The sequence below is a fragment of the Actinoallomurus liliacearum genome (assembly GCF_039542035.1).
In the GTDB taxonomy this organism is placed as follows: domain Bacteria; phylum Actinomycetota; class Actinomycetes; order Streptosporangiales; family Streptosporangiaceae; genus Actinoallomurus; species Actinoallomurus liliacearum.
Window position 1 is genome coordinate 153,772 of the sequence record NZ_BAABHJ010000020.1, and the last position, 24,769, is coordinate 178,540.

General features: G+C 71.7%; 20 protein-coding genes and 1 pseudogene. 10 read left to right on the forward strand and 11 right to left on the reverse strand.

All coding sequences use genetic code 11. The features are described from left to right. Positions 1–34: 34 nt before the first annotated feature. Positions 35–261 (forward strand): annotated as a pseudogene (locus ABD978_RS26550) (CoA transferase); the annotation flags it as partial. Here the strand turns inward: ABD978_RS26550 and ABD978_RS26555 are convergent. Continuing rightward, positions 210–383: a hypothetical protein gene (locus tag ABD978_RS26555; RefSeq protein ID WP_345360559.1), complete on the reverse strand. Its 174-nt coding sequence runs from the start codon at positions 381–383 to the stop codon at positions 210–212. The pseudogene ABD978_RS26550 and the gene ABD978_RS26555 sit on opposite strands and share 52 nt — an antisense overlap. A gap of 208 nt (positions 384–591) precedes the next feature. Between ABD978_RS26555 and ABD978_RS26560 the strand changes: the two genes are divergently transcribed. Beyond that, positions 592–1,083, forward strand: a complete 492-nt coding sequence (locus tag ABD978_RS26560; protein WP_345360103.1) for an NUDIX hydrolase — start codon at positions 592–594, stop codon at positions 1,081–1,083. A 73-nt stretch (positions 1,084–1,156) separates the two neighbouring features. Here the strand turns inward: ABD978_RS26560 and ABD978_RS26565 are convergent, their stop codons facing one another. After that, positions 1,157–1,879: a DUF2470 domain-containing protein gene (locus ABD978_RS26565; protein WP_345360106.1), complete on the reverse strand. Its 723-nt coding sequence runs from the start codon at positions 1,877–1,879 to the stop codon at positions 1,157–1,159. Positions 1,880–1,930: 51 nt separating this feature from the next. Between ABD978_RS26565 and rpsD the strand changes: the two genes are divergently transcribed. Continuing rightward, positions 1,931–2,539 carry a 30S ribosomal protein S4 gene (rpsD, locus tag ABD978_RS26570; RefSeq protein WP_345360110.1) on the forward strand — a complete coding sequence of 203 codons (609 nt, stop codon included), beginning with the start codon at positions 1,931–1,933 and terminating at the stop codon, positions 2,537–2,539. Between the two features lie 51 nt (positions 2,540–2,590). Here rpsD and ABD978_RS26575 read toward each other — a convergent pair whose 3' ends face one another. From ABD978_RS26575 to ABD978_RS26590, 4 genes are all read right to left on the reverse strand, one after another. Beyond that, positions 2,591–4,618, reverse strand: coding sequence for an outer membrane protein assembly factor BamB family protein (locus ABD978_RS26575; RefSeq protein WP_345360113.1), 2,028 nt, complete (start codon positions 4,616–4,618; stop codon positions 2,591–2,593). 9 nt (positions 4,619–4,627) lie between these two features. Then, positions 4,628–6,583: a caspase family protein gene (locus ABD978_RS26580; protein WP_345360116.1), complete on the reverse strand. Its 1,956-nt coding sequence runs from the start codon at positions 6,581–6,583 to the stop codon at positions 4,628–4,630. Between the two features lie 6 nt (positions 6,584–6,589). Further along, positions 6,590–6,961 (reverse strand): effector-associated constant component EACC1, encoded by a 372-nt coding sequence (locus ABD978_RS26585; protein ID WP_345360119.1) that lies wholly within the window; start codon positions 6,959–6,961, stop codon positions 6,590–6,592. Positions 6,962–7,193: 232 nt separating this feature from the next. Then, positions 7,194–8,246: a hypothetical protein gene (locus tag ABD978_RS26590; RefSeq protein ID WP_345360122.1), complete on the reverse strand. Its 1,053-nt coding sequence runs from the start codon at positions 8,244–8,246 to the stop codon at positions 7,194–7,196. Positions 8,247–8,421: 175 nt separating this feature from the next. On the opposite strand from ABD978_RS26590, the gene ABD978_RS26595 reads away from it, so the two are divergent. The 4 genes from ABD978_RS26595 to ABD978_RS26610 all read left to right on the forward strand — a co-directional run bounded on the left by ABD978_RS26595 (position 8,422) and on the right by ABD978_RS26610 (position 12,163). Beyond that, positions 8,422–9,369 (forward strand): RNA polymerase sigma-70 factor, encoded by a 948-nt coding sequence (locus ABD978_RS26595; RefSeq protein WP_345360125.1) that lies wholly within the window; start codon positions 8,422–8,424, stop codon positions 9,367–9,369. A gap of 87 nt (positions 9,370–9,456) precedes the next feature. Beyond that, complete coding sequence (locus ABD978_RS26600; protein WP_345360128.1) at positions 9,457–10,116, forward strand: DUF1989 domain-containing protein; 660 nt, start codon at positions 9,457–9,459, stop codon at positions 10,114–10,116. Beyond that, entirely contained in the window at positions 10,113–11,255 is a 1,143-nt protein-coding gene (locus ABD978_RS26605; protein ID WP_345360131.1) for an oxidoreductase, read from the forward strand. Before ABD978_RS26600 ends, ABD978_RS26605 begins: the two co-directional genes overlap by 4 nt. Before the next feature lie 35 nt (positions 11,256–11,290). Then, entirely contained in the window at positions 11,291–12,163 is an 873-nt protein-coding gene (locus tag ABD978_RS26610; RefSeq protein WP_345360134.1) for a polysaccharide deacetylase family protein, read from the forward strand. Positions 12,164–12,241: 78 nt separating this feature from the next. Here ABD978_RS26610 and ABD978_RS26615 read toward each other — a convergent pair whose 3' ends face one another. Then, entirely contained in the window at positions 12,242–13,816 is a 1,575-nt protein-coding gene (locus ABD978_RS26615) for a PucR family transcriptional regulator (protein ID WP_345360137.1), read from the reverse strand. Between the two features lie 136 nt (positions 13,817–13,952). On the opposite strand from ABD978_RS26615, the gene ABD978_RS26620 reads away from it, so the two are divergent. Further along, positions 13,953–15,365 (forward strand): purine-cytosine permease family protein, encoded by a 1,413-nt coding sequence (locus ABD978_RS26620; RefSeq protein WP_345360140.1) that lies wholly within the window; start codon positions 13,953–13,955, stop codon positions 15,363–15,365. A gap of 30 nt (positions 15,366–15,395) precedes the next feature. On the opposite strand, the gene ABD978_RS26625 is transcribed toward ABD978_RS26620, so the two are convergent. Next, on the reverse strand, positions 15,396–16,625 hold the full coding sequence (locus ABD978_RS26625; protein ID WP_345360143.1) for a PP2C family protein-serine/threonine phosphatase: 1,230 nt from the start codon (positions 16,623–16,625) through the stop codon (positions 15,396–15,398). Positions 16,626–16,811: 186 nt separating this feature from the next. Here ABD978_RS26625 and ABD978_RS26630 point away from each other — a divergent pair, with 186 nt between their 5' ends. Beyond that, positions 16,812–17,369, forward strand: a complete 558-nt coding sequence (locus ABD978_RS26630) for a hemerythrin domain-containing protein (RefSeq protein ID WP_345360146.1) — start codon at positions 16,812–16,814, stop codon at positions 17,367–17,369. Positions 17,370–17,487: 118 nt separating this feature from the next. Here the strand turns inward: ABD978_RS26630 and ABD978_RS26635 are convergent, their stop codons facing one another. Next, complete coding sequence (locus ABD978_RS26635; protein ID WP_345360149.1) at positions 17,488–19,878, reverse strand: endonuclease/exonuclease/phosphatase family protein; 2,391 nt, start codon at positions 19,876–19,878, stop codon at positions 17,488–17,490. A gap of 701 nt (positions 19,879–20,579) precedes the next feature. On the opposite strand from ABD978_RS26635, the gene ABD978_RS26640 reads away from it, so the two are divergent. Next, a complete protein-coding gene (locus tag ABD978_RS26640) occupies positions 20,580–21,581 on the forward strand; it encodes a hypothetical protein (RefSeq protein ID WP_345360152.1) in 1,002 nt (333 codons plus the stop codon). Between the two features lie 102 nt (positions 21,582–21,683). On the opposite strand, the gene ABD978_RS26645 is transcribed toward ABD978_RS26640, so the two are convergent. Together ABD978_RS26645 and ABD978_RS26650 are read right to left on the reverse strand one after the other, a co-directional pair. After that, positions 21,684–21,857: a hypothetical protein gene (locus ABD978_RS26645; RefSeq protein WP_345360155.1), complete on the reverse strand. Its 174-nt coding sequence runs from the start codon at positions 21,855–21,857 to the stop codon at positions 21,684–21,686. Between the two features lie 1,080 nt (positions 21,858–22,937). Further along, positions 22,938–24,632, reverse strand: a complete 1,695-nt coding sequence (locus ABD978_RS26650) for a hypothetical protein (RefSeq protein WP_345360158.1) — start codon at positions 24,630–24,632, stop codon at positions 22,938–22,940. Positions 24,633–24,769 lie beyond the last annotated feature (137 nt).

Genomic DNA, 24,769 nt, shown 5'->3' on the forward strand with positions numbered 1-24,769 from the left:
TCCGGCAGAGGTTCCGCTGGGGAGGACGGTACTGATGACCGAGCTACCGCTGTCCGGGGTCCTGGTCGCCGACTTCGGGCGGGTGCTGGCCGCGCCGTACGCCACCATGCTCCTCGCCGATCTCGGCGCCGACGTGATCAAGGTCGAGCGCCGGAGCATGGGGACGACACCCGCGTGTGGGGGCCGCCGCACGCCCACGGCGAGGCCACCTACTTCCTTTCCGTCAACCGCAACAAGCGATTGGTCGCGCTCGACCTAAAGATCTTGGTCTCACCGGCGCCGTCGACCCGGGCGGCGTCGAGCATCTCGGTGGGGATCGCGGCGGCGGCGTACACCCGGCTCAGGTAGTTCCCGAACGGGCTGATGATCACCGGTAGCAGCACCGACCAGCGGCCGCCCTCACGCCGATGACCGGGGCGAGCGCGCAAGTCTCGGGAAACGGCCCCGGCGAGGCCCGGCCTGTCCCGCTTCGTCCCCTCTCTCAGGCGAGAGCCATGGCGTTCACCGAGTCTTTTGCACGGCGAGGCCGTGCGCTGTACTCGTAGGCTGAAGCGCCACGGCGGGGGCGGAACCGAGACGGGACGGGTCGGGATGCCGGAACAGGTGGTGACCGCGGCGCTGGTCGTGATTCCGGGGCCGGGAGAGACGGTGACGTTCGTTCGGCAGGAACACGGCCCGTACGCGGACTTCTGGCTGCTGCCGGGCGGCAAAGTGGAGTTCGGTGAGCCCATCTCCGAGGCGGCACGGCGTGAGGCCCTCGAGGAGTCCGGTTGCCGCGTCACGGATCTCTCGCTGACCGGGGCGTACGAGATCCTCGGGCCGGATCACCACTTCGTGGTCTGGGCCCATCGCAGCAAGCACGTCCTCCAGGTGCCGAGGGACTTCCAGGGGCATCATGTGACCGGCGTCCGGCAGGTTCCGTGGAACGCCGTCGAACCGCACCCGACCGACATGCCGATCCTCAACGACGCGGGGGCCGCGGCCTATCCTCGGGAGTTGATCGATCACCGGATGCGCCGTGTGGGCATCGTGATGACGAACCTGCTCAACGGAGAGACGTTCGGAGCCGCCGAACCGTGGTAGCGCATCCACCGGTCGGGGCAAGAGCGGGTTGTGGTCCGCGCAGCCATGGTTCGGTCGGACATCTGTCGGGACGTCAGCGCCGGGAGCGGCGGGGGCAGGCCTTCGCCCGCGCCAGCAGGGCGCGCATCTGCAGCACGGCGTGGGCCGGGTTCCGCGGCGGGGTCGCGAAGGGCAGGCGTACGTCGTGGTATCCGCTCTGCCGGCGGAGGCGCAGGACGACGCCGTAGCGGTCCAGCCGTAGCGGGTCCACGCGGGTCACGCCGAGCAGGATCCGGCGGTCGACCAGCTGGGCCAGCAGCTCGACGGCGTCCCCGTGGGCGCCGGCCAGGTGGGTGAGCAGCTCCGCCTCGGTCGCCGCGAGCGGATCGGGCTCGACGGCGGCCAGCTCGTCCACCTCCAGCTCGAACCACCGCCCCTCGTGCTGGAGCTCGGCGGTCACCGTTTCGAAGGACAGGTCCTCCGCGCTCGCACCCTGACGGTCGAAGCTCAGCCAGCCGCCCAGCAGGACGCGGGCGCGGACCCGGTCGGGCACCGGCACCGGGGCGACGTCGGTGAACTCCAGCGAGGCCGCGAGATCGCCGCCCGGCGCCCAGGCCACCTCCGCGCCCACGTGGCTGCCGGCCGGGACCGTGAGCAGCAGGCGGCCGGCCCCCTCCGGCGAGTGCAGGCCGACGAGGTCGACGCGGTGCACGTCGGTGTTCAGGGTCAGGGACCGGGCCGCCACGAGTACGGAACGGACGAGCTCGGCGGGGGTCGGTTCTGCGATCGGCGCCGTGGGGTGATCGGTGGCGGACATCCAGCCTCCCTAAGTAAGGTAAGGCTAACCTTAGCCACTGAGAGGATGTTCGTGAACAGCTCGCGCCCGAAAGCCAAACGCTCCCGTGCCCTGGGGATCCCGCTCACCCCCAAGTGCGTCCGCTACTTCGAACGCCGCCCGTACCCGCCCGGCCCACACGGACGGGCACGCAGGCAGACGTCGGACTACAAGACGCGGCTGCTGGAGAAGCAGCGCCTGCGCGCCCAGTACAACGTGAGCGAGAAGCAGCTGCGCCGCGCCTTCGAACGGTCCACGCGCGGCGAGGGCCGGACCGGAGACACGCTGCTGGCCGACCTGGAGACGCGACTGGACGCCCTGGTGCTGCGGGCCGGGTTCGCCCGCACGATCTACCAGGCCCGCCAGTTCGTCTCCCACCGGCACATCCTGGTGAACGGCGCGCGCGTCAACGTCCCCTCCTACCGTGTACGGCCGGGGTCGGTGATCAGCGTCGCCGAGCGCAGCCGGACGATGCCGCCCTTCCTCGAGGCCGCGGCCGGCGGGCACGCGCCGGAGCGCGTCCCGGAGTACCTGCGGGCCGACCACGCCGGCCTGGTGGCGCGGCTCGTACGGCCGCCGCAGCGACACGAGATCCCGGTCCGGTGCGACGTCCAACTCGTGGTCGAGTACTACTCACGCTGACGGAGCACCTCGGGCACGAGGGCGCCGAGGGCGGCGGCCGCCCAGGCCCCCTCATGCCCGGCCGGTGTGCTTGTTCACCGCGTAGACGCGGCGATCCGCGCTGCCGAAGTACACGAGATCCTCATGAACGGCGGGCGACGAGTCGACGTCACCGCCGGTTCGGAAACGCCACTTGAGACGGCCGGACGCCAGATCCAGAGCCAGGAAGTACTCGACGCCGCTGCCGATGTAGACGGTTCCCGCGTCGATGACGGGCGAGGAGTCGAGGCCATCCGTCCCGGTGGGATCCGCGCTGGTGGTCCGGTACTTCCAGCGGACCCGTCCCGTGGACACGTCGACGCAGAAGGCGTCGAAGTCGGCGGTCGCCACGACGGCGAGGCCATCGGCGAGGGCCACCCTCGAGCTCGCGTCGCCCTGGCCGTCGCCCGAGGTCAGGATCCGATGGCGGAGCGCACCGGTACGCGCGTCCAGCGCGAACAGATCGCCGACCCGGCTGCCGACCCAGACGAGTCCCCCACCCAGGACCGGGGCGGCGCCGAGATACTGGCCGGATTCGTGGCTCCACCGCACCGTGCCACGGCGGGGATCAACGCTGCTGATCTGACCGTCGATGCTGATCAGCAGGCGCCCGCCGGCGTAGGTGGCCGAGCGCGACAGGCTGCCGCGCAACCGCCACCGGATCTCGCGGGTCGCCAGGTCGACGGCCGTCAGCACCTGGTTCCCCACGACGTACGCGGTCCGCCCGTCCGTCGCCACCGTGCCCGGGCCGAGGCCGGGCACGCTCCACAGCGGAGTCCCGGTCCGGCAGTCCAGCATCTGCAGCGACTCGCCCATGCAGGCGAGGACCCGCCCGCCGGTGAGAGCGAGCCATTCGCTCACGACGCCCTTCACCGCCCGCTGCCAGCGCACGGCGCCCGAACGGAGATCCAGTGCGATGAGGCGGCCGCTCGCCGGGTAGTGGCTCTCCGTCACCGGGACGAGCACGACGCCCGCCTCGGGTACGACGAGCAGCGCCGAGTCGACGATCCACGTCGTCTTGAAACTCCATCGGGCCTGATCTGGTCGGGGCGAATGGTGGAGGAGCGCCGCGCTCGCCGCGGCGCCGGCGGCGAGCGCCGCCGTTCCGGCTCCGGCGGCCAGTGCCGCCCGCCGGGTGATCCTCGGGCGGGACGGCTCGGGCTCGCCCGCCGGTTCCGGCTCAGGCCGGAGGAGGCGGTAACGCAACGCGGCCGGCAGCGGCGTCTGGTGCTGCGGCGGAGGAACGACCGGCGGCGTGCGCGGAGCGGCCGGCGGCGCGCGCCACGCGGGCTTCGTCTCCACGGCGAGCGCGCTCGCCGCACGGTCGAGCACGATCGACAGGAGATCCGCGGACAGCCAGCCGTGGAACGACTCCGGGCTCGGTTCGGGCAGACCGAGTTCCATGGCCAGGACCCTGATGGGCGGGCGATTCTCCGGGCGCGGCTGCAGGCACCTGGCAATCGGTTCCCGCAACGGTGGCGGGAGGCCGTCCGCCGCCTCGGCGTTCCCGGTCGCGGCCAGCGCCACGAGGCCGCCCAGGTCGTGGACGTCGTCGGCGCGCCGCGGCGGGTCGGAGGCGCCGGTGAAGGAGGTTCCGAAGTCCATGACGCGCGGCCCCGTGGCCGTCAGCAGGAGGTTGGACGGCCGTAGCGCGCCGTGTACCAGGCCGGTCCGGTGCGCCGAGGCGAGCGCCGTCGCCAGGGCGGCGGCGAGCAGCGGAACCGCCGGTTCGGGCAGCGTCCAGCCCCGCCGGGCCATCTCCGCCAGTGTCATCCCGGGCTCGAAACCGGTGGCCACCCAGGGCGCCGGATCCAGCGGTCCGGCGCCGACGACCTCGGTGGTGAACGGCCGCGCCTCGGAGGCCGGACCGTCCGCTGCCTCGACCAGGCGGCGCCGGAGCTCCTCGTCGTCGGCGTGCTCGATGCGCACCACCTTGATCGCGACCGCCCGGCACCGTGGGGAGAAGCCGAGATAGGTCTTCGCCCGTGGGCTCTCGCCCAGCAGCGCGCCGACCTGGTACGGCCCTATCCGCGCCGGGTCGTCCTCCGCCAGATCTCTCATCGGGACGAATCAGATGCCGGATATCCGGATGCCGGTGAAGTCGCGGAACCGTTCGAGGAAGAAGTGGTACGCGTCCTGATTGTTGTGAACGCTGAGCGCGAGCTGACAGCTGCACATCGAATGCGTCCAGACGGCGACCCCGTCGTGGCCGTCGTACCTGCTCACGAAGTAGGTGTATCCGCCGACGGTCCCCTTCTGGAGGGCCGGCCTGTCGAAGTAGAGCTGCCTGATGTCCGCCGCCTCGTCGGTGCCGGACCGGAATCGCAGGACGCTCAGGGAGATCTCCCGCGAGGTTCCGCCGAGGTAGTTGAGCACGCACTCGCCGGTGTCGTCGCACCGGTCGGCATAGGGGAGCCAGGGCCGTACGAGCGCGCGGACACCCGGGTCGCCGAACCGGTAGTCGAGGCGCCCGATGTAGTCGAACGCGCCGAGCGTGACCGCTCCCGGTATCAGGGTCAGCAGAACCGACCACAGGATGGTCCGCCTCAGCCACGGGCGGTTGACGCGGCGCCGGTCGCGAGCCCGGCCGAGCACCGGTATCCAGCGGATCGTCCAGTGCACGGCCAGCGCGCCGAGCGCGAACCCCAGGGCCTCTGTCGCCGTCACCCAGAACGTACGGTCGACCGCCATGCCCTTCTTCAGTGCGGCGAACGTCCGAAACCCCGTCGCGGTCCACTGATTGCTCTCATAGTCGCCGAACCGGTAGGCCAGATAGGTGCACGGCAACGCGATGAGAGCCGTGCCGACGACGAGCTCACGGGTCTTGCCGGGATCCCGATGGGGCGTCCTGAGCCTCGTGGCACTCAGGAGCATGATCATGGCGGGCACCAGCACGACCGCCCGGTTCGAACCGTAGGAGAGCAGCCCGTCGAAGGCACCGGACGCCGCCCACAGCGTGAGCAGTGACGGCGGTATCCACCACCACGCGCCCAGCGCGCGGCTCAGGAACGCCGCGCAGACGAAGAGCCCGGTGGCCAGGCCGAAGACGAGGATCGCGACCTCGGTGAAGGCGGGCCCGAGCGAGCCGAGGGCAACGGGTTTCTCGACCGCCTCGGCCAGGCGCCACTGCGCCCGGTAGGCCAGCTCGTCCACGGCGACCGCGAAACCGCCGGAGCCCGCCACGAGCAGCACGCCCAGCAGGAGTGTCAGCGACCATCGGCCGATCGCCTTGGCGGCTCGCGGCGCGGGCGCCGTCGTCGTGCGAGCGGGTGACGGCTGCTTCTCACGCACGAAGTCCGGAAACCGTGCGAGAACCGGGTAGCCGTACCCGTCGAACTTCCGGGGCGGCACCGTTCCCTTCCCCGCACGCATCCGCCGCGCGAGGTAGGAGTAGAGGTCCTCGACGGTGATCTCTTCGGCGTCCGGCGCGTTCGGCGGCACGGCCTTCCCGTACAGGCCGTCGACGATCAGGTCGGTGAACTCGCTGAGCCCTCCCACGACGTCCGCGTCGCGCGCGACTCCGCGGGTGCGCGTGGCGGAGAGGATGAAGCGCCCCCGGCCTGCCAGCTCGCGTACCTCTTCCCCGCTGGGCACGGCCTTGGCCAGACCGCTGTAGCAGCAGTCCAGGATGATGACCAGCGCACCGGCCGGGCAGTCGTCCAGAATCTCGCTGATCTGGGCGAAGCTCACGGCGGTGGCGGCGTCGGCCGCGACGGTGTCGCGGGCGCACAGGAGCAGGGAGTCGGTGCCGGGTTCGCGGTAGCCGTGGCCGCTGTAGTAGATCAGCAGCAGGTCGTCGTTGCCCGTACCAGCGCAGAGAGCGCGCAGCGCGTCGAGAATCTCATGCGACTCGCGCTCCGGCAGTTGCGTCACGTCCTCGGGCAGGAAGACCCCGAAAGCCGGATGGGTGAGAACGCCGCTCAGATGGCTCAGGTCGTTCGGCGGACCGTTGAGGGGCGGCAGCGTGATCGGATCCTTCGGATAGAAACCGTTGCCGATCAGCAGTGCCCTGTTGCGGCCTGCCATCGCGGGTCAGAGATCCTTCTCGAAGCGCTCGGCGAACTCGTCGACGATCCGATCGAATCGCCCTTCCTCGATATCCCGTCCGGAAATGGTGAGGGATTCGTCGACGCCGTCATGCGTGCGAGTGATCTCCATGCGGCGGGTGCGGTCGCGTTCGAGCCAGAGCTTCCAGCACTCGACGGCGGACTTCAACGTCGCCGCCGAGGTCAGGGCCATGACGATGGTCTCGGGCAGCCCCTTGTCGCCGGATCCGAAGGCGTTTCCGCTCCACAGCGGGATACCGCGCTCGCGGAGCGCCGCGAACAGCTCGGCCTCGTGCTTCAGCCACACCCTGTCCTGCTCGTCGAACCGCTCAGAGTGGGCCGTGATCGCGAAATCCACTTCGCCCCCTAAGGTCGGATCAGTAATACCACGGTCACCTTGTGGGACATCTGGCCAGGAGCGGCCACTCCGGGCCCGGAATAAAGCGCAGGAAAAGCATCACCGAAAACGACCCGAGCCCGCGACGTCCGCTGATTCCGGTTGGTCCGAACACCACCGGCGGAGTCTCGGGCTCGGGGATGAAGTCGCGCCGCGCGGGGGCGCCGTGGTCGGAGTTGTGCGGCCCGGGTCGTTAGTGAGCCCGCACGTGTGCGGCGTGGGCCCAGACGTCCAGCAGCCGGCCCGTGGAACCGCCGATCGGGCCGACGGCGTCGGCCAGGGTGGCCGCGTCCGGGAGACGCGCCGCCTCGATCGCCGGTACCGCGTCCGCGGCGTCCTCGATCGTGGACGAGCACACCGAGAGCAGGTAGTCGGGCACGGTCAGCGCGGGATCGACGCACCCGACGACCGGGGTCCCGACGGCGGTGATCAGCGGGAACACCGTCCCGGGGATCCCGACGGCCGCCTCGGCGCGTGCCGAGGCCTCCAGCGTCGGCACCGCGCTGATCTCGTACTGCGCCCAGAGGCCGCGGTCCTCCCGGGGGTGGAGGCCGACCAGGATCGACTTCCCCGACGCCTTCAGCCGTTCCGCGGCCGCCAGCAGCAGCTCGGTGCCGGGCGCCGCGCCGCCGGTTCCGTCGGGGTGGGTCACGCTGGTGACGACCAGCACCAGTCCCGGCTCCGGCCTGCGCACCGGCAGCGCGTCGGTCTGCGGCGAGCCGACGACGCGTACGGGACGCCGGGTTCCGAGATAGCCGGCGAACGCGCGGCCCTCCGCCGGAGACGACGAGGTGATGGCGCGCAGCCGCCCTCGGAGCCGCCGGGCTCCGGGAGCCTCGGCGGGACCGAGGTAGGCCAGCGAACTCGCGACCGCCGGCAGCCGCCGGAAACGCGCCGCGCACTCCAGCGGCCAGTCGCCCGCGCCGGTCACCACGAGCAGGTCGGCGGGCGGCGCGTCGGCCGGTGTCGCGACCGGCACCGGGTCGCCCGCCGCGATCTGCGACAAGTCCGGCACCAGTTGGGTCAGCCGCCAGCCGCGCCGCGCGGTCTCGGCCAGCAGCGGTTTGACGTGATAGGTCCCCCACGGTTCGTTCGTCGCGATCAGCACGCGGAGCGGGCGTGGCCGTGGCGAGGCCCACGCCGGGCCGCCCAGGCCGACCACCCCCGCGGCACCGACACCGGCGATGCCTCCGAGCACGGCCCGGCGCGACACCGCGGCGGCGTGTGATCGTTTTTCGTTGCTCATGCGTGGCACCGTAGGAGTCCGGCCCGGCCGGGCGGTTAACGGCCCGGGAACCAGCGGTGATCACACGGCTCCGGGAGCCACGTGCACTTCGCAGCGGGGCAGGCCGCGCCTCGGACCGTTGAACACGCCCTCGGTAGGCTGGCACGCAGCAGTGGACGGTGTCGGCGGGCGGTACATGCACGCGGAGCGAAGGTCAGGAACGGACGGCGGGCTCGAGCAGGCGATGTCCGCCTTCCTGGAGTCACGCCCGCGTCTGTTCGGCATCGCGTACCGCATGCTCGGAAGCGTGGCCGAGGCCGAGGACGTCCTCCAGGAGGTCTGGCTGCGCTGGCAGCGGACCGACCGCACCGTCGTCGTCGACCCGCCCGCGTTCCTCGCCCAGATCACCACCCGCTTGGCCATCAACGTCGCCCAGTCCGCCAGAGCACGACGTGAGACGTACATCGGGCCCTGGCTGCCCGAACCCGTCGACACCAGCGTCGACCCGGCCGTGGGCGCGGAACGCGGAGAGGCACTGGAGTTGGCCCTCCTGTTCCTCCTGGAGAAGCTCAGCCCGGCCGAACGCGCGGCGTACATCCTCCGCGAGGCCTTCGACTACCCCTACGGCGAGATCGCCGGCATTCTCCAGCTCAGCGCGGTCAACACCCGCCAGATCGTCAGCCGCGCCCGCAAGCGCCTGTCCGCCGAGCGGCGCGGCCCCGTCGACAGCGCCCAGCACCGGCGGCTCCTCGACGCGTTCCTCGCCGCCGCCCGGGCGGGCGACGTCGCCGCCCTCGAGGACCTCTTCGCCACGGACGTCGTCAGCTACACCGACGGCAACGGCATCAGGGGCGCGTCGAGATTCCCCGTGGCCGGCCGCACCCGCGTGGCGAGATTCATCGTCGCCTTCGGTCCGCGTTTCTGGCCGGGCGCGGACCTGGAATGGGTACAGACGAACGGGCGCCCGGGCCTTCTGATCTCCCACGGCGGCACCGTCGTCGCACTGCTGAGCATCGACGCCCTGCCCCAGGGCATCAACACGCTGCTGTGGGTGATGAACCCGGCGAAGCTCGAGGCGTTCGCACGCTCGCGTGGCCGCCTGAGCGCCGGCGACATCCCGTCGGAGGATCCTCCTCGACCCTGAACCTTGGCGGATCATCCAGTGCCGACGCCGAAGCACTGTGCGAAGGTCCATGGCAGGGTGAGCCGCCACCGGGGTTGACTGACGCCCATGAATTCGACGAGGCGTCGTACCGTGGTGCCCGCCCGAGACGCACGCGCGGTCCGGCTCGCGGCCGGTGACCGTGTCCGTGTGGTCGACCTCGAGGGCCGGCAGGTGGGCGATGTGTTCTGCTTCGCCGCCGAGGACCCATCCGAAGCCCTCAGCGCCGCGCATACCCGGACCCAGCTCGGCCGGCTGTTCCCGGCGCTGTGGGAGTCGTTCGTCACCGACCGGCGGCGGCCGATCCTGACGCTGGTGGACGACACCTCCCCCGGCGTGCACGACATGCTCATCGCCGCCTGCGATCCGGCGCGCTACCAGGCCCTCGGCGTCGAGGGCCGGCACGCCTCATGCGCGGAGAACCTGCACCGTGCCCTCGGGGAGGTGGGCCTGCGGACCGCCGTCGTTCCCCAGCCGGTCAACGTCTTCATGCGGATCTCGATCGAGGAGGACGGCGGTCTGACCTGGCTGCCCGCGCTGAGCCTGCCAGGAGACAGCGTGACCTTCGAGGCGGCGATGGACTGCGTGCTGGTGGTCTCCGCCTGCCCGCAGGACGTCGTCGGCATCAACGGGGGGAACGAGCCGACGGCACTCGCCCTCGACCTGTTGCCCGCCCATGAGCCCGCCGAGCGGGTCCCCGCTCTTCATGACACAGGAGATGAGCAGTGACCACCATCGACTCCGGAGCCGCCCACCCGGCTCTGAAACCCCTGCACGCCGCCGGGTTGGACCTGCGGAACCGGCTCGCGGTCGCGCCGATGACGCGTGTCTCCGCCGCGCCCGACGGCACGCCGACCCGGCAGATGGCCGAGTACTACGCCGCGTTCGCCCGCGGCGGCTTCGGCCTCGTGATCACGGAGGGCACCTACACCGACGACCGGTACAGCCAGGGGTACTTCAACCAGCCGGGCATCGTGACGGACGGGCACGTGGCGGCCTGGCGGGAGGTCACCGAACGGGTGCACGCGGCCGGCGCGGTCACCGTGCAGCAGTTGATGCACGCCGGAGCGCTGTCCCAGGGCAACCCGTACCGACCGGGGACCGTCGGCCCGTCGGCGGTCGCGCCACTGCGCGAGATGATGCCCGAGTACGGCGGGAGCGGGCCGTGGCCCGTCCCCCGTGAGATGACCGCCGCCGACATCGACGAGGCCGTGGCCGGGTTCGTCGCCGCCGCCGGGAACTCCCTGCGCGCCGGGTTCGACGGGGTGGAGGTTCACGCCGCCAACGGCTACCTGCTCGACCAGTTCCTGACCGACTACACCAACCGGCGGACCGACGGGTACGGCGGCGCGCTCATCGACCGTCTGCGGCTGACCGCCGACGTGGTCACGGCCATCCGCGCCGGCCTGGGCCCGGACGCGGTCATCGGCGTGCGCCTGTCCCAGGGCAAGGTGAACGACTTCACCTACCGCTGGCCCGGCGGCGCGCGCGACGCCGAGGTCGTCTTCGGTGCGCTCGCCGAGGCCGGGGCGTCGTACCTGCACATCGCGAGCGAGGGGCGCGCCTGGATCGAGAGCGCCACGCTCGACGGCGGGGCCACCATCACGGCGCTCGCGCGCAGGGTGACCGGTCTCCCCGTCATCGCCAACGGCGGCATGCACGACCCCGCCCAGGCAGCGGAGGTGCTCGAGGACGGGCACGCCGACCTGCTGTCCCTCGGGCACGGCGCCCTCGCCAACCCCGACCTGCCCCGGCGGCTGGAGAGCGGAGCCGCGCTGGCAGAATTCGACCGCCGGCTGCTGGAGCCGATGGCGACGCTGGACAACGCCGAGCGCCACCGCCGTGAGCGGGCCGGCGCGGCGTCGTGAGTCCGGCTCCGGCCGGAGTGGACGGGGATGACGCGATGGACGAGTCGGGCTGGCGGGCCGGGGCCCGGTGCGTGTTCACCCTGACGTTCGACGTGGACGCCGAGGCGGCCGTCCTCGCGCACGGACGGCGGTTCGCCGACCACGCGATGACGATGTCGCACCAGGCGTACGGCCCGGAGGTCGGCGTGCCACGGCTGCTGGAACTGCTGGCCGACCTCGGCGTGCCGGCGACGTTCTTCGTGCCGGGCTGGGTCGCCGAGCGGCGGCCCGGCCTGGCGGCCGTCATCGCGGAGGCCGGGCACGAGGTCGCGCACCACTCGTACAGTCACCGTCCGCCGACCGGAATGAGCGCGGCCGAGGAACGCGCCGACTTCGAGCGGGCGCTGGAGGTCTTCGCCGACCAGGGCATCGAGATCGCCGGGCACCGCGCCGCAGGCTGGGAGGCGACATGGCGCACTCCCGAACTGATCGCCGAGCACGGGCTGCGGTACGACTCCTCGCTGATGGGCGATGACCGTCCGTACCTGCTGACGACGTCCGGCGCCGACGTCGTGGAACTGCCCGTGCACTGGTCGCTGGACGACTGGGAGCAGTACGCCTTCCTGCCCGACCCGCACGTCGGCTCGGTCATCGAGTCCCCGGCGAAGGCGCTGGAGATGTGGCGTGCGGAGCTGGACGCCATGCGGCACTACGGGTGCCTGTTCAACCTCACCAACCACCCGTTCCTGACCGGCCGGCCCGGCCGGGCCGTCGCGCTGCGCACGCTGGTGGAGTACGCGCTGGAGTGCGGCGACGTCCGGTTCGACCGGTGCCGGGACGTCGCCGAGCGCGTTCGCGCGGACCGGACGCTGCCCCGCCGCGGCCCGGAGCCGCCCGTCGTCGACCCGGCGGTCTACCCGGTCGACTGACTCCGGATCCAGGCCGGGGCGGCGGGACCTTCGCCGTGGCTCTTCACCTGGGGCTTTCGGCGCGGCTCGCCGCCCCGGTCAGGGGAGCTGCCGGAGCGTGTCGGCCCGTAGTGCGAGGAACAGGTCGACCATGTCCTCGGTCCGGTTGACGTCCCGTCCGGTCAGCTCGGCGATCCGCGCCATGCGGTTCCGCAGCGTGTTGACGTGCACGTGCAGCGCCGCGGCGGTGGCCGCCCAGTGGCGGTCGTTGTCCAGGAACGCTCGCAGACTGGTCTCGAGCCCCCCGCCGCGCGCGCCGTCGTGGGCCCGCAGCGGGCCCAGTACGGCCGAGGAGAAACGCCGCAGCGTCTCAGGGTCGTGCCGGCCGAGCAGCAGCAGGTGGGTGTTGAGGTCGGCGTACGCCATCACCGCCGGGCCGCCGCCGCTCCGGCGGCGGAGTACGCGGCAGGCCTCCCGCGCCTCCAGCACCGGACGGCGCAGTCCGGCCGCGTCCGGAACGGTCCCACCGAGCCCGGCGACCAGGCGGCGGTCGCCGAACCGCGGCGCCAGGTCGGTCACCAGCCGCCGGGCGAGAGCGGCGAACTCCGCCTCCGCGCCGCGCCAGGACACGATGACGACGACGTCCTGGCTGGCGGCCGCGGTCACCACGGGAACGCCCTGGGTCAGGAAGAACCCGGTCACCGCGTCGCCCAGGCCGGTCGTGCCGGGGCCGTCGTCGTCGGCGAACGCCAGTGCGCACACCGCGAGCGGGTGGTTCGCGTCGATCCCGAACGCCCGCAGGCGGCCTGGCAGCTCCGCCTGCCGCCCCGGTCCGGACAGCACCATGTCGAGCAGCTCGCCCGCGAACCGCAGCTCGATCGCGTGCACGGCCTGCCGCTTGGCGACCTCGAGGCTGAGGAACGACGCCGCCTGCCTCATGGCGTCCTGCTCGGCCGGGCTCAGCTCGGCCATCGGGCGCAGGCACACCAGGCCCGCGTCCACCTCACCGAGCGCCGCGATCAGGAAGATCGACGCGCGCCCGCCCGAGCCGAGATCGAGTTCCAGCGGCGGCGGGCGCCGGGCCAGGGCCTCGGCGACGAGACGCGCCTGCCCGGAGTCCAGGTCGGCGCCGGCCGCCGCGACGACCCTCGCCGTACGGTCGATCACGGCCAGCGGCAGGTCGTGATCGCGGCGCAGCACCCGCAGGATGCCGGACGCACCGGCTCCCCGTGCCATCACGTCGGTGAGCGCGTCGCTCCGCCGGATCCGCCCTAGCAGCTCCCGCTGGCGCTCCTCGGCGTACGCGGTGGCCATGGCGTGGGAGAGGGCGGTGAACGGAACGTCCTTCGACAACTCGATGAGCGGGAGGCCCGCCCGACGGCAGGCGGCGACCAGCTCCGCCGGGACCCGGCGGACGCTCTCCCGCAGGCCGAACACGACCCCGCCCGCACCCGCGCCCGCGACGCGCGCCACGAACGCCTCGGCGTCATCGGGGCCGGCGCACCACAGGCCGTTCGTCAGGACGAGCTCCCGTTCCCGCAGGTAGGGCGACGGATCAGGCAGCTCGGTGGTGTGCACCCAGCGCATCTCGGCGTCCAGCGCGCCGGCGGAACCGGGCTCCAGCACCCGCAGTTCCAGGGTGGGGTCGGTGACCAGCCGCCGGATCGTGACCATCCCTGGAAGTTAACACAGTGTCCGGCGGACGAGAGTGGATGTTCATCCACTCTTCAGCGGGCTGACCTGCGTGCTTTTGTAACCCCACGAGAGCACGCCGCGCGGCATCATCGAGGCGCGGCCCGAGGAGGTTCCCATGTCCGCCGAAACCATCGCCTCCGGGCACGCAGAGACGGCGCGTTTCGACGCGCACGGCATCGAGCCGATCCCCGAGCACGGCCGGGACTCGACACCGCTGGAACAGTTCTGGATCTGGGCGGGCGCGAACATCGCGCCGATCAACTGGGTGCTCGGCGCGCTCGGCGTCACGCTGGGGCTGACCGTGGTGGAGACCCTGGTCGTCGTCGCGGTCGGCAACCTCGTCGGCTGCGCGGCGTTCGGGTTGTTCAACCTGATGGGGCAGCGCACCGGCGTCAACCAGATGCTGCTCGGCCGCGCGACGTTCGGCCGCCACGGTGCCGCCGTTCCCGGCCTGATCCAGGGACTGCTCGCGATGGGCTGGGTCGGGGTGAACACCTGGGTGGTCCTCGACCTGGTGCTGGGCATCCTCGCCCGCCTCGGTGTGCACGGCGGCTCCGGCACGAAGTACCTGATCGGCGGCCTGATCATGGCGGCGCAGCTGGGCCTGGCGCTGCTGGGCTTCTACGCGATCCGCACGTTCGAGAAGTACACCGTCCCGCTGACCGTGGTGGTGATGGCGGTGATGACGGTGCTGGCCGTCGCCCGCGCGCATCCGCACTGGTCCACCCCGGTGCATCCCCTCGGCGACGGCGGGAAGGCGACGGCCGTCACCCAGCTGCTGACCGCGATCGGCGTCGGGTGGGGTATCTCCTGGCTGCCCTACTCCGGCGACTACAGCCGATTCGTCCGCCGGGACGCCGGCGAGCGCGCGACCGTCCTGGCCACCGCCGCCGGGGTCTACCTGCCCAGTGTGTGGCTCGCGGCGCTGGGCGCGGTGCTCGCCGGGTCCGGCGGCGGCGGCGACCCGGCCGACCTGGTCGCCCGGACGTTCGGCGTGATGGCCGTCCCGGTGCTGCTGCTGATCATGCACGGCCCGATCGCGACGAACATCCTCAACCTGTACTCCTGTTCCCTCGCGGCGCTGACCGTCGGCGTCCGCGCCGCCCGCTGGAAGGTCACGCTGTTCGCCGGCGTGATCGCTTCGGCGGTGCTCGTCGTGTTCATCCGCTCCGACAGCTTCGCCGGCGCCTTCGACAACTGGATGAGCTCGATCCTGGTGTGGATCAGCCCCTGGGCGGCGGTGGTCGTCGTCGACTTCTTCGTCCGGCACCGGGGCCGGCCGGACGTCGCCGCGCTGTACCACGGCGATCCCGGCGAGCCGGCGTTCAACCGGCCGGCGCTGGTGAGCCTCGCGCTGGGCATCGTGGCGGCGTGGAGCTGGCAGTACGGCCTGGTCCCGGTGATGCGCGGGCCGCTCGCCCGCCTGCTGGCGCACACCGACTTCTCGTGGCTGGCCGGGATCGTGGTGGCGGGCGGTCTGTACTACGCGCTCGGCCGCCGCGATCTCGCTCCCCGGCCCGCACGATGACGCGGCGGCCGCTGCGGCGTGCCTTCCCTATCAGTCGGAGGGGGTACGCCGCAGGACGAGGAGCGCGACGTCGTCCTGCATCGGTTCCCGGCCGATGAGCGCCGCCATCACCGCCGCGCAGACCTTCTCGGGATCGTCGGGGCGCACGGCGTCGCACAGTTTGCCGATGCCGATGTCGAGGGAGGCGCGCCGACGCTCGACGAGCCCGTCGGTATAAGCGCAGAACAGACCGCCGGGCGGGATCTCCACCGTGGAGGTGTGACGCTTGGTCGCGACATCGGCGCCGATCACCAGGTCGTGGCTGAGCTGCGGTTCCAGGGAGACGGTCGGCTCTCCCGGACGGGCGAGGACCGGGGGCAGGTGACCGGCCGAGGACACCCGCACCCGCGCCAGGTCCGGGTCGCAGACCGCGTACAGGACGGTCGCCATGGCGCCCGGCTCGAAGTGCTGCATCTTGTAGTCCAGCTTGCGCAGCACTTCGGCCGGGTCGTCCGTCTCGAGGGCGTAGGAGCGGAGGGCGCTGCGCATCCGGCCCATGATGACCGCCGCCTTCAGCCCATGGCCGGCGACGTCTCCCATCACCACGCCCAGCTCACCGGACGGCAGCTCGAAGACGTCGTACCAGTCACCGCCCACGCTCGCCAGGCCCGGACTGTACCGCGCGGCCATCTCGACCCCTTCGAGGTCCGGCAGGGCGGTCGGGACCAGGCTGCGCTGCAGCTCACGGGCTGCCGTCCGCTCGGTCTCGGACAGCAGGGAACGCGCCGCCAGCGCGATGCGGTCGGCCGCCATCCGTAGGAACGTGACCTCCTCGTCGGTGAACCGGTGGGGACGCATGGTCCCCACGTGCAGGACGCCCAGCGGCGTGCCGTCGCTCACCAGCGGAACGCCGAGCAGCGACTGCAGTCCCCTGTCCGCGAGGAGCGGGTTGACGATGTCCGCCGTACGGACGTCGTCGATGATCGACGGCTCCAGGTTCGCGGCGACGCGTCCGGCGAAGCCTTTCCCCACCGGCACCCTGACGGCCTGGTAGACCTCCTCCTCGATGCCCTGGGCGGCGGTCGCGACGAGGTGCCGGCCGGAATGATCGAGTAGCAGGACGACCGCGGTGTCGGCCCTGAGGATCTCCCGTACCCGAGCCAGCAGCTCGTCCAGAACGTCGTCGACGCTCATGTGCGCGAGCGCCGCGTCGGTGATCGCCCGGAAATGGGCGAGCTCGACCTCGGCGGCGGCCGACGGGGCTTCAGGGCGGGGGGCCATGCCGCCAGGGTAGTCGCGGTCACCGCCCGGAACGCACCGGGCAGGTCGGGGTCCGGCTGCCGGGATCGGCCTTCGGTTCCGTACTCGCCGTGCGGCCCGACCTGCGACGACGGATTCGCCGTCCCGCGCGTTTCACCGTCCGTAGCCGGGGCAGTGGGGTAGGCGAGCGACTTCCGAGGTACCGGGATGAACCGATCCGACGATCTGTGCCATGTCCTGACGGAGGACCATCACGAGCTGCGGCAGCTCCTCGTCGAGCTGAACCACCTGACCGCGTCCGAACCTTTGTGGCGATCGTTGGCCGACCTGCTGATCGCCGAGATGACCCGGCACTCGGTCGCCGAGGAGTCCTACCTGTATCCGGTGGTCCGTGACCGCGTGCCCGAGGGGCGTCGGCTCGTCGATGAGTACCTCGCCGAGCACGAGAAGCTCGAGCGGATGGTGAAGATCCTGGAGAGGCACGATCTCCCCGGCCCGGAGCTCTCCCGCCTCGTGGCACGGTTGGACACCGAGGTGCGCGCTCACATGCGGGCCGAAGAGGAAGAGCTGTTCCCGATGCTGATCGAGCACCTCGGCGCGGAGGAGCGCGCCGCCCTCGGGCGGAAGGCCGCGGCGGCGAAGAAGGAGGCGTCGATGCGGCAACGCCTGCCGGACCATCCCGTCTTGAAAGCGATCATCGCCACCGGTGCGGGACTGATCGAACGGGTCCGTGGCCATCTGCGCGGCCGGGCGTATCCGCGCTGACCGGTTCGCCGCCCGGTGGCCGCCGTCAACGGCCCGGGCCGCCGACGGCGCACGGCCGTGACCCACGCGCGGAGGCGTCGGTCACGGCCGTGGATCGCGGTACGGCTCGGGTCGAGGGTCAGCCCTTCGGCCGGAGCCGGACGACCTGCGGATCGTGGTCGCTGGTCTGGCCGGCGAACTCCGCGTTGATGTGCACCACGTCGTAGTCGGCGCCGCCGCTCACGCGCGGGCTGGTCAGGATGTGGTCCAGCACCTGCGAGTTGCCGTCGTAGACGTAGCTGTACCGCTCGGCGAGCGGCAGGTCGGCGATCAGGTCGTGCAGCACGCCGCCGGCGGTCAGCGTCCGCAGCGCCGGGGAGAACTGGTAGTCGTTGAAATCGCCCACGACCACCACGTTCGCCTTGCGGTCGGTCTTCAGCAGGTTCTCGAGGAAGCCGTGCACCACCGTGGCCTGCTGCCCCCGCTGGACCTCGGACGACCGGGCGGGCGGCTGGAACCGGCTGTGCAGGCTCTGGTCCCCGCCCTTGGAGTTGAAGTGGTCGGCGACCACGATCACCCGGTGCCCGTGGAACTCGAACATGCCGGCCAGGGGCTTGCGGCTGTCGGTCCAGGCCGCGTTCCCCGGGTCGACGCGCCCGGGCGACACCGACAGCCCGGCCTTGCCGTGGTCCTTGACGACCTGGACCGCGGTGGTCGAGTTCCCGCCGGGCCGGTCGATGAAGGACACCCGGTCCGGGTTGAACAGGAACGCCACCCGGATGTTGCCGCCCGGCTGGCCGCCGTCGGCGTCGTTGACCGGGTCGATCTCCCGCCACCGGTAACGGGGACCGCCCGCGGCGACGACCGCGTCGACGAACTTGCGCAGCGTGACGTCCGCCGCGACCGTGCCGTCGTCGACCGCGCCGCTGTTGTCCTGGATCTCCTCCAGCGCGACGATGTCGGGCGTCGCCAGGTTGTGCACCACTCCGTTGGCCAGCCGGTCGAACTTGGACTGGGCGTCGCTCGGCGCGAGGTTCTCCACGTTGTACGTGGCGACCGCGAGTTCCTTGTTCTTCTGCTTGCGCGTCACCTCGGGCGTGAGGCCGCCGTCGTGCAGCGTGCCCAGGCTCGTGGCCTGCAGTTCGTACCCGCCGTAGCTGACGTAGTCCAGCGGGCCCTCGGTCGTGCCGGTCAGCACGTCACCGACGTTCGCCTGCGGGAAGGGGTGCGCCGAGTCGGGGAGCAGCGTGGTGACCTCGAGACGGCCGCTGTTCGGGTCGGCGTAGGAGGAGTAGATCACCCCGCCGTGCGCGCTGCGGTGGTCCGCCGGCCTGGTGGTGACCCACAGCTCGTCGTACTCGTTGGCCGGGGCGATCACCGGCGCGTCGTCGACCCGTACGCGCATGCCCTCCAGCGACTCGAACAGGTCCAGCGCGTACGTGGACGGCTGCAGCGCCGACGATTCGATGCTGCCGCCGGCGGCGTCCGGCGCGTAGGCGGACGGAACGGTGTCCGGACCGAGCGCGAACGGGGCCGGCAGCGCGTTCCCCGAAGAGAGCACGGTCCACTTCGGCTTGGTCAGCTCGGTGACGGACTGGTTGCCGCTCGCGGCACCGCCCGGGTAGTACTCGCTGACCGTGCCGGAGACCAGCACCGAGTCACCCGGCTGCACGGCCGGCGTGCTGGATCCGGTGAAGACGAACAGGCCCTCGCTCGTACGGGGGTCGTCGTCCGGCTGCGGGTCCTGGAACCAGAACCCGCGCGACGAGCCGGTCGCCCGGACACCGGTGACGATCCCGGGGACGTTCGTGACGGACTTCGCGCCGTCCGGGGAGATCCGCGTCGTGCCCTGGATGTCGTGGATCCGTACGCTGCCCGGCGTCGGCGTCTCGGTGGGGGTGGGCGTCGGGGTCGGCGTCGGATCGCCGGACCCTCCGCCACTGCCGGTGGGCGTCGGCGTGGCCGCGGTGAAGTCGGCCCCGTTGTCGTCGGTGTCCGCGAGGCCGGCCCCGCGGTTCACCGAGGTCGAGTTGGTCGCGGCCGGGGCGGAGGTGCCCTCGCGGACCACGGCGCCGCCGAAGCCGACCAGGTCGCGGACCCGCGAGTCGGCCGCGCAGTCGGCGGCGGTCAGGCAGGTGAGAGCGTCGGAGCCGGTGACCAGGGCGACGGTGCCCGCCGTCGCGGACATGCTGATCGTGCCCGTGGCGTCCGGCGTGGGAAGGGCGACCGTGCCGCCGCTGCCCTTCGCCTCGGCGACCAGGTAACGCGAACCGGCGGCGATGCCGCCGGCCAGCTTCGTCACCTGCCACTTGGAGGTCGGCCCGGGCGAGGCGGACAGGTACTGCACGCTCCAGCCGTCCACGGACACCGGCTGGGAGCCGCGGTTGGCCAACTCGACGAAGTCCTGGGTGAGGGTCGCGCCGGAGTTACCGCCGCCCCCGTACACCTCGGCGATCAGCGCGTCGGACGAGGGGGCGGCACCGGCGACCCGTGGGATGACCAGGGCGCCGAACGCCAGCGTGGCGGCCACTGCGCCGAGCACACCCACGTGGCGAAGAGGGACAGAAGACACCTCGGTCCTCTCGGAGAAGAAAGGTCGGACGCAGGCATCCTCGCGGTGGTCAATTAAGACAGGCAGGCGACTTGGTCACGTCTGGATTGCGTAATGATGTGCGCTTTGCCCTTCTCGGGGAGCGCAGGGTCTTCACGGAGCCCCTCTTGAGGTGCCGCCGACGGCCGTCGCCGCGCTCCCCGGCCACCGCGTCTCCGTGGCGGGCCTCGCCCCCGCCGGGCCCGAGGCGGGCCACTCCCCGAAGGACGGCACAATGTTCTCTTCGAGGAACGGTCGACAGGAAGGGATCGCGCATGGAATGCCCGGCGTGCGGGAGCGATGTGCCCTCAGGCCGGTCCGCCTGCCCGCGGTGCGGAACGCCACTCCCGTCGGCGGGAGAACGCCTCGGCCCGGGCCCGTACTCCGCCGATGGAGCACCGAAGGGTCCCCAGGCCGGGTCGTCCAACCCGCGGACCGAGCCACTCCCCGTCCCGGCATGGGACGCGGACGAGGAGCGGCCCTGGAGCGCGCCGCCGGACCTCCCGCCGGCCGCCGGCGCGGGTGAGACGCCGCCCGACTCCGGCAACGCCACGCAGATTTTGGGCCCTCCGGGCGCGGACCCGATGCCGCCCGAGCCTCCCCCCGCCCCCTGGAACCTCGGCGCTCCGGCGGCGGACCCCATGCCGCCCTCGAGCGGCTGGAGCCCCGGTGCTCCGGCGGACCCCGTACCGCCCGCCGCCCCCTGGAACCCCGGCGCCCCGGCGGCGGACCCCATGCCGCCCCCCGCGCCCTGGAACCTCGGCGCTCCGGCGGCGGACCCCATACCGCCCGAGCCGCCTTCGACCGGCTGGGACCCCGGCCCGCCGGGAGCGGGCCCGATGCCGTTCGAGGCTCCCCCGGCCCCCTGGAGCCCCGGCCCTGCGGGGACCGGTCCGACGCCGCACAAGTCGCCCGTCGGACAGGCCGCCGGACAGGCCGCCGGACAGCCCTTCGGCGGTCCGGCGCCAGGCCTCGCGCCGCCCGGATACCAGCCGAACGGCTGGGACCAGGGCATTCCACCGGCCGCCGGGGAGACCACGGGGGCATCGACCGACGCCGACCGGAAGAAGAAGCGGACGATACTGCTGGCCGGCGGGATCGCCGCGGCGGTCGTGGTCGTCGGCGGTCTCGTCTACGTCCTGACCCAGGGATCCTCGGGAGGCGGAACGCCGACCTCCCGGTCGACGGCGAACACCGACACGGCCGCGCAGCAGGCCGCCGCCGTCGACAAGATCCTGGGGTCCGGTCAGGCGGCCCGCGGGCACCTGCCGTCCCGCCTGCGGACGTGCGACGACGTCTCCGCGGGCGTCGCCGGATTCCAGCAGGTCGTACAGGACCGGCAGCAGGAGGTCACCCAGACGAAGGCGCTCAAGCTCGACCGGCTGCCGAACGGCTCCCGTCTCCGCCAGTCGATGCTCGCGGCCTACCAGAGCTCGCTCGAGGCCGATCAGGCGTACCTCGGGTGGGCGCGGAAGGTCCGGGCACGGAACTGCGGCGGCAGGATCGCCCCACTGGTGGCGCCGTACCATGACGCCCTGACCGCCAACGACAAGGCCGGCCCCGCCAAGCGCAGGGTGGTCGCCCTGTGGAAGCCCATCGCCTCCGCCCACGGCCTGCCCGCCTACGCGTGGAACCGCCTCTGACCGACCGTCCCACGGACGCGAAGAGTCCCGGGCATCGGAAGCCTCATGATGCCCGGGACTCGTGATCACGGCGATGGGCCATGACCGCGGTCGGCTCGCGACCTATCGGTCCAGGATCGCGATCCTGTGCTGCCGCGAGGGCATGAGCCCCATGCGGAAGGCGGCCGTGCCGAGGTCGATCGGCGCTCCGCAGGTGAACGCCGGGTTGTTCCTGCAGGAGGACTGGAGGACGTCACCGTTGGTGCCGCGGACGGTGACGTGCACGTTGTTACCCATGGTCGTCACCGTCACGCAACTCGGCACGAAGCCCGGATGCCCGGTGGTGAACACGCTGGTGAAGTTCGCCCAGGCGCCGGGCGTGGGTGTCGGCGTCAGGTCGACCTGCTGAATGAAGAGCTGCCCGTTCTGGGTCTGCGCGACGGTCTTCGTGTTGCCCTGGACCGTCGAGTCGATGCAGGGACCAGAGGCGCCCGCGGGACCGGTCGGGCCTGTGGGACCCGTCGGACCGGTTCTACCGTTTTCGCCGTTTTCACCGCGCGGACCGGTCGGGCCCGTGGGACCCGTCGGACCGGTTCTACCGTTTTCGCCGTTTTCACCGCGCGGACCGGTTGGGCCCGTGGGACCCGTCGGACCGGTTCTACCGTTTTCGCCGCGAGGACCAGTCGGGCCCGTGGCGCCGCGATTGCCCTTACGACCCTTGTGGCCCCGGAGTCCACGCGGACCTTCGGGACCTTCCTCGCCTCGGAGGCCGGGCTGGTTCTCGCCGCCCTTGACTATCGCCTTTGGCCCCCCTCTCCCCGAACCTCCGCCGAGAGCGTCGCCGAAGTTCTCCCAGCAGCTGATGTCTGAGTCCCCGCAGAAGTCGAAGGCCGAGAGGTTCGCCGACCGCATGGAGGACGATCCCGGCATGATGCGCTCGGCATCGGCCGACGCGGGCAACGCCACCGCGACGCCCAGGCCACCGACTGCCGCGGCGGCCGCCAGAGGTACGACACGCGACCGCGTCCTGCCGCGAGCCGCGCCGTGTTTCCCGTAACGAGTCAATTTGGACACCTATAACAAGTCGAGAAGGCTGGATTTCGGATTGACCGAAGATTGCGCGATGTGAATACCCCGCAGCTCATCGCCTGACGCGCTTGGTAGTTAATGATCGAGCAAGGCTCATTCTGCACAGAACGGCGATCGCGGCCTTTGACTCAGGGCCGCACGAATTACGGCTTAGGCGGCGCGTAACGGATGACACCGGCCTAAGCCAGGTCACTCCCGTTCACCCCGACTTCAGCACGGGGAGCACGTCAACGACAAACCGGAAATGTTCGCCGTCAATACCCTGAATAATGCGGTTCCGCTCCATCGTCATAGGCGGCGCCAGGCGACCCAGTTTCCGGAATCGGTCCAATGCACCGAGACGGGCGCGAAGCCCGGTGGAGCGGCGGGCCAGCTGGTCTGCGGTGCCTGGTGCGGGTCCCAGGGCACGATGACCAGCGTCAGGCCCTGCGGCAGTGTCCGCGGATTGAGGCGGTCGATCGGTTGCAGGTGGCTTTGGACCTGGAACGCCTGAGAGACCCAGACACGCCAGCTCATGTCCCGGTAGTCGATCCCGACGCGGTCATCGGGACGGAGCGCGGCGCCGGCCAGGCTGCTCGCGTTGTAGAGGGTGTCGGCCCAGTGGCGTGCGTCCCGGTCGACGGCCACGGTCACGACCGCCAGGTCCGCGGCGACGCCGAGGGCGACCAGGGCGCGCACGACCTTGCGCCCCTTGGCGAGGACCACGATCAGCAGCGACAGCAGTACGACCGCCGTGACCCACCAGAACCTCAGGCGATCCCAGCTCCACGTCAGCGCGCTCATCTCCGGGAAGTCCAGGGACAGAAAGAAGGCATGCGTGAGGCGGCCCCCCGCGTGCAGCAACACCACCAGGGCACTGGCCAGCGTCAGACCGGCCGTGACCAGCACCGCCTTCACGACGCCGATCCGGGTGGCGCGTACGACGAGGGCGGCCCCGGCCAGGAACAACGCGGGAGCCAGACAGCCGAGGTACCGGCCGTACGCCAGGTTCGCGACGGTCCCCTCGTCCGGCGTCGCGGCCGAGGTCGCCAGCGCGATGCCGGCCACCGTCACCAGGGTCAGCACCGCCGTCGCCCGCGTCGCGAGCGGCGTGCTCTGGCGGAGCGCGGCCAGCGCCGCGGCCACCAGGCCGACGCCGGCCAGGCCCCAGGTCGAGGCGATGAGGTACCAGATCTTCCCCGCCGCCAGCCCGAACGTCCAGCCCAGTCCACTCGAGGTGGTCAGCCGCTCGACCAGCAACGAGCCCAGTGGCAGGGCGCCGCCGGGGTAGATCTCCGCACGCACCCAGGAGTTCAGCACCCAGCCGGCCACCACGCCGGCGACCAGCGTCACCGCGGCCACCCCCACATCGCGCCCGGGGAGCCGGCGGCGCGCGAGCATGACGGCCAGCAGCCCCGCGTGCGCGATGACCACGATGAGGCCGCGGGTGTGCGCGCTGTAGCAGTAGGCGGCGAGCGCGCTCGCGGCCACCCCCCATCCCGGGCCCCTCCGGGCGATCCACGAGTGGACGCACAGCAGCCAGGTGAGCATCGCCAACGGGAGTACCGCATCACTCATCGCGTACTGCCCGTAATAGACCACCGACGGCAGGGACGCGGTCACCATCGCCAGCAGGTAGGCCCGTCCCCGAGGGAGCCCGAGCCGGCGCAGCGCCACGTGGGCGGGTGCCAGCAGAGTCGCGCCGATCAGCGCATTGATCACCAGGACGATCCGGTAGATGGTCAGCGAGTCGTCGCTCAACCAGTACGCCGGGCTGATCAGCAGCGGATAGCCGGCTTGATAAAACGTCCGCCCGGACAGGTCACTCGACGCGCCGCCGGCCAAAAGTCGCGCCGCCAGCAGATACCCCGACTCATCCGGGATCACGATCGGAAAGTCGTGGAAAGCGGCCAAAATCATCCGGATCGCCACCTGCGCCAGCCACCCGCCGCATACCGCGGCCGGCCACCAGCGCATTCGGCTCTTGATTCGGATCGTCGGCACGTGCACCGATTCTTGCGGTTCCGTCCTCCCGAGCAAGCCCATGTCGTCTCCCCCGAAAACCGACCTGTCGCATATTCCGACCCCGGCCGGCGAGCCTGCGGTAATAGATCAACGACAAAAGCTAACCGAGCCTCGTC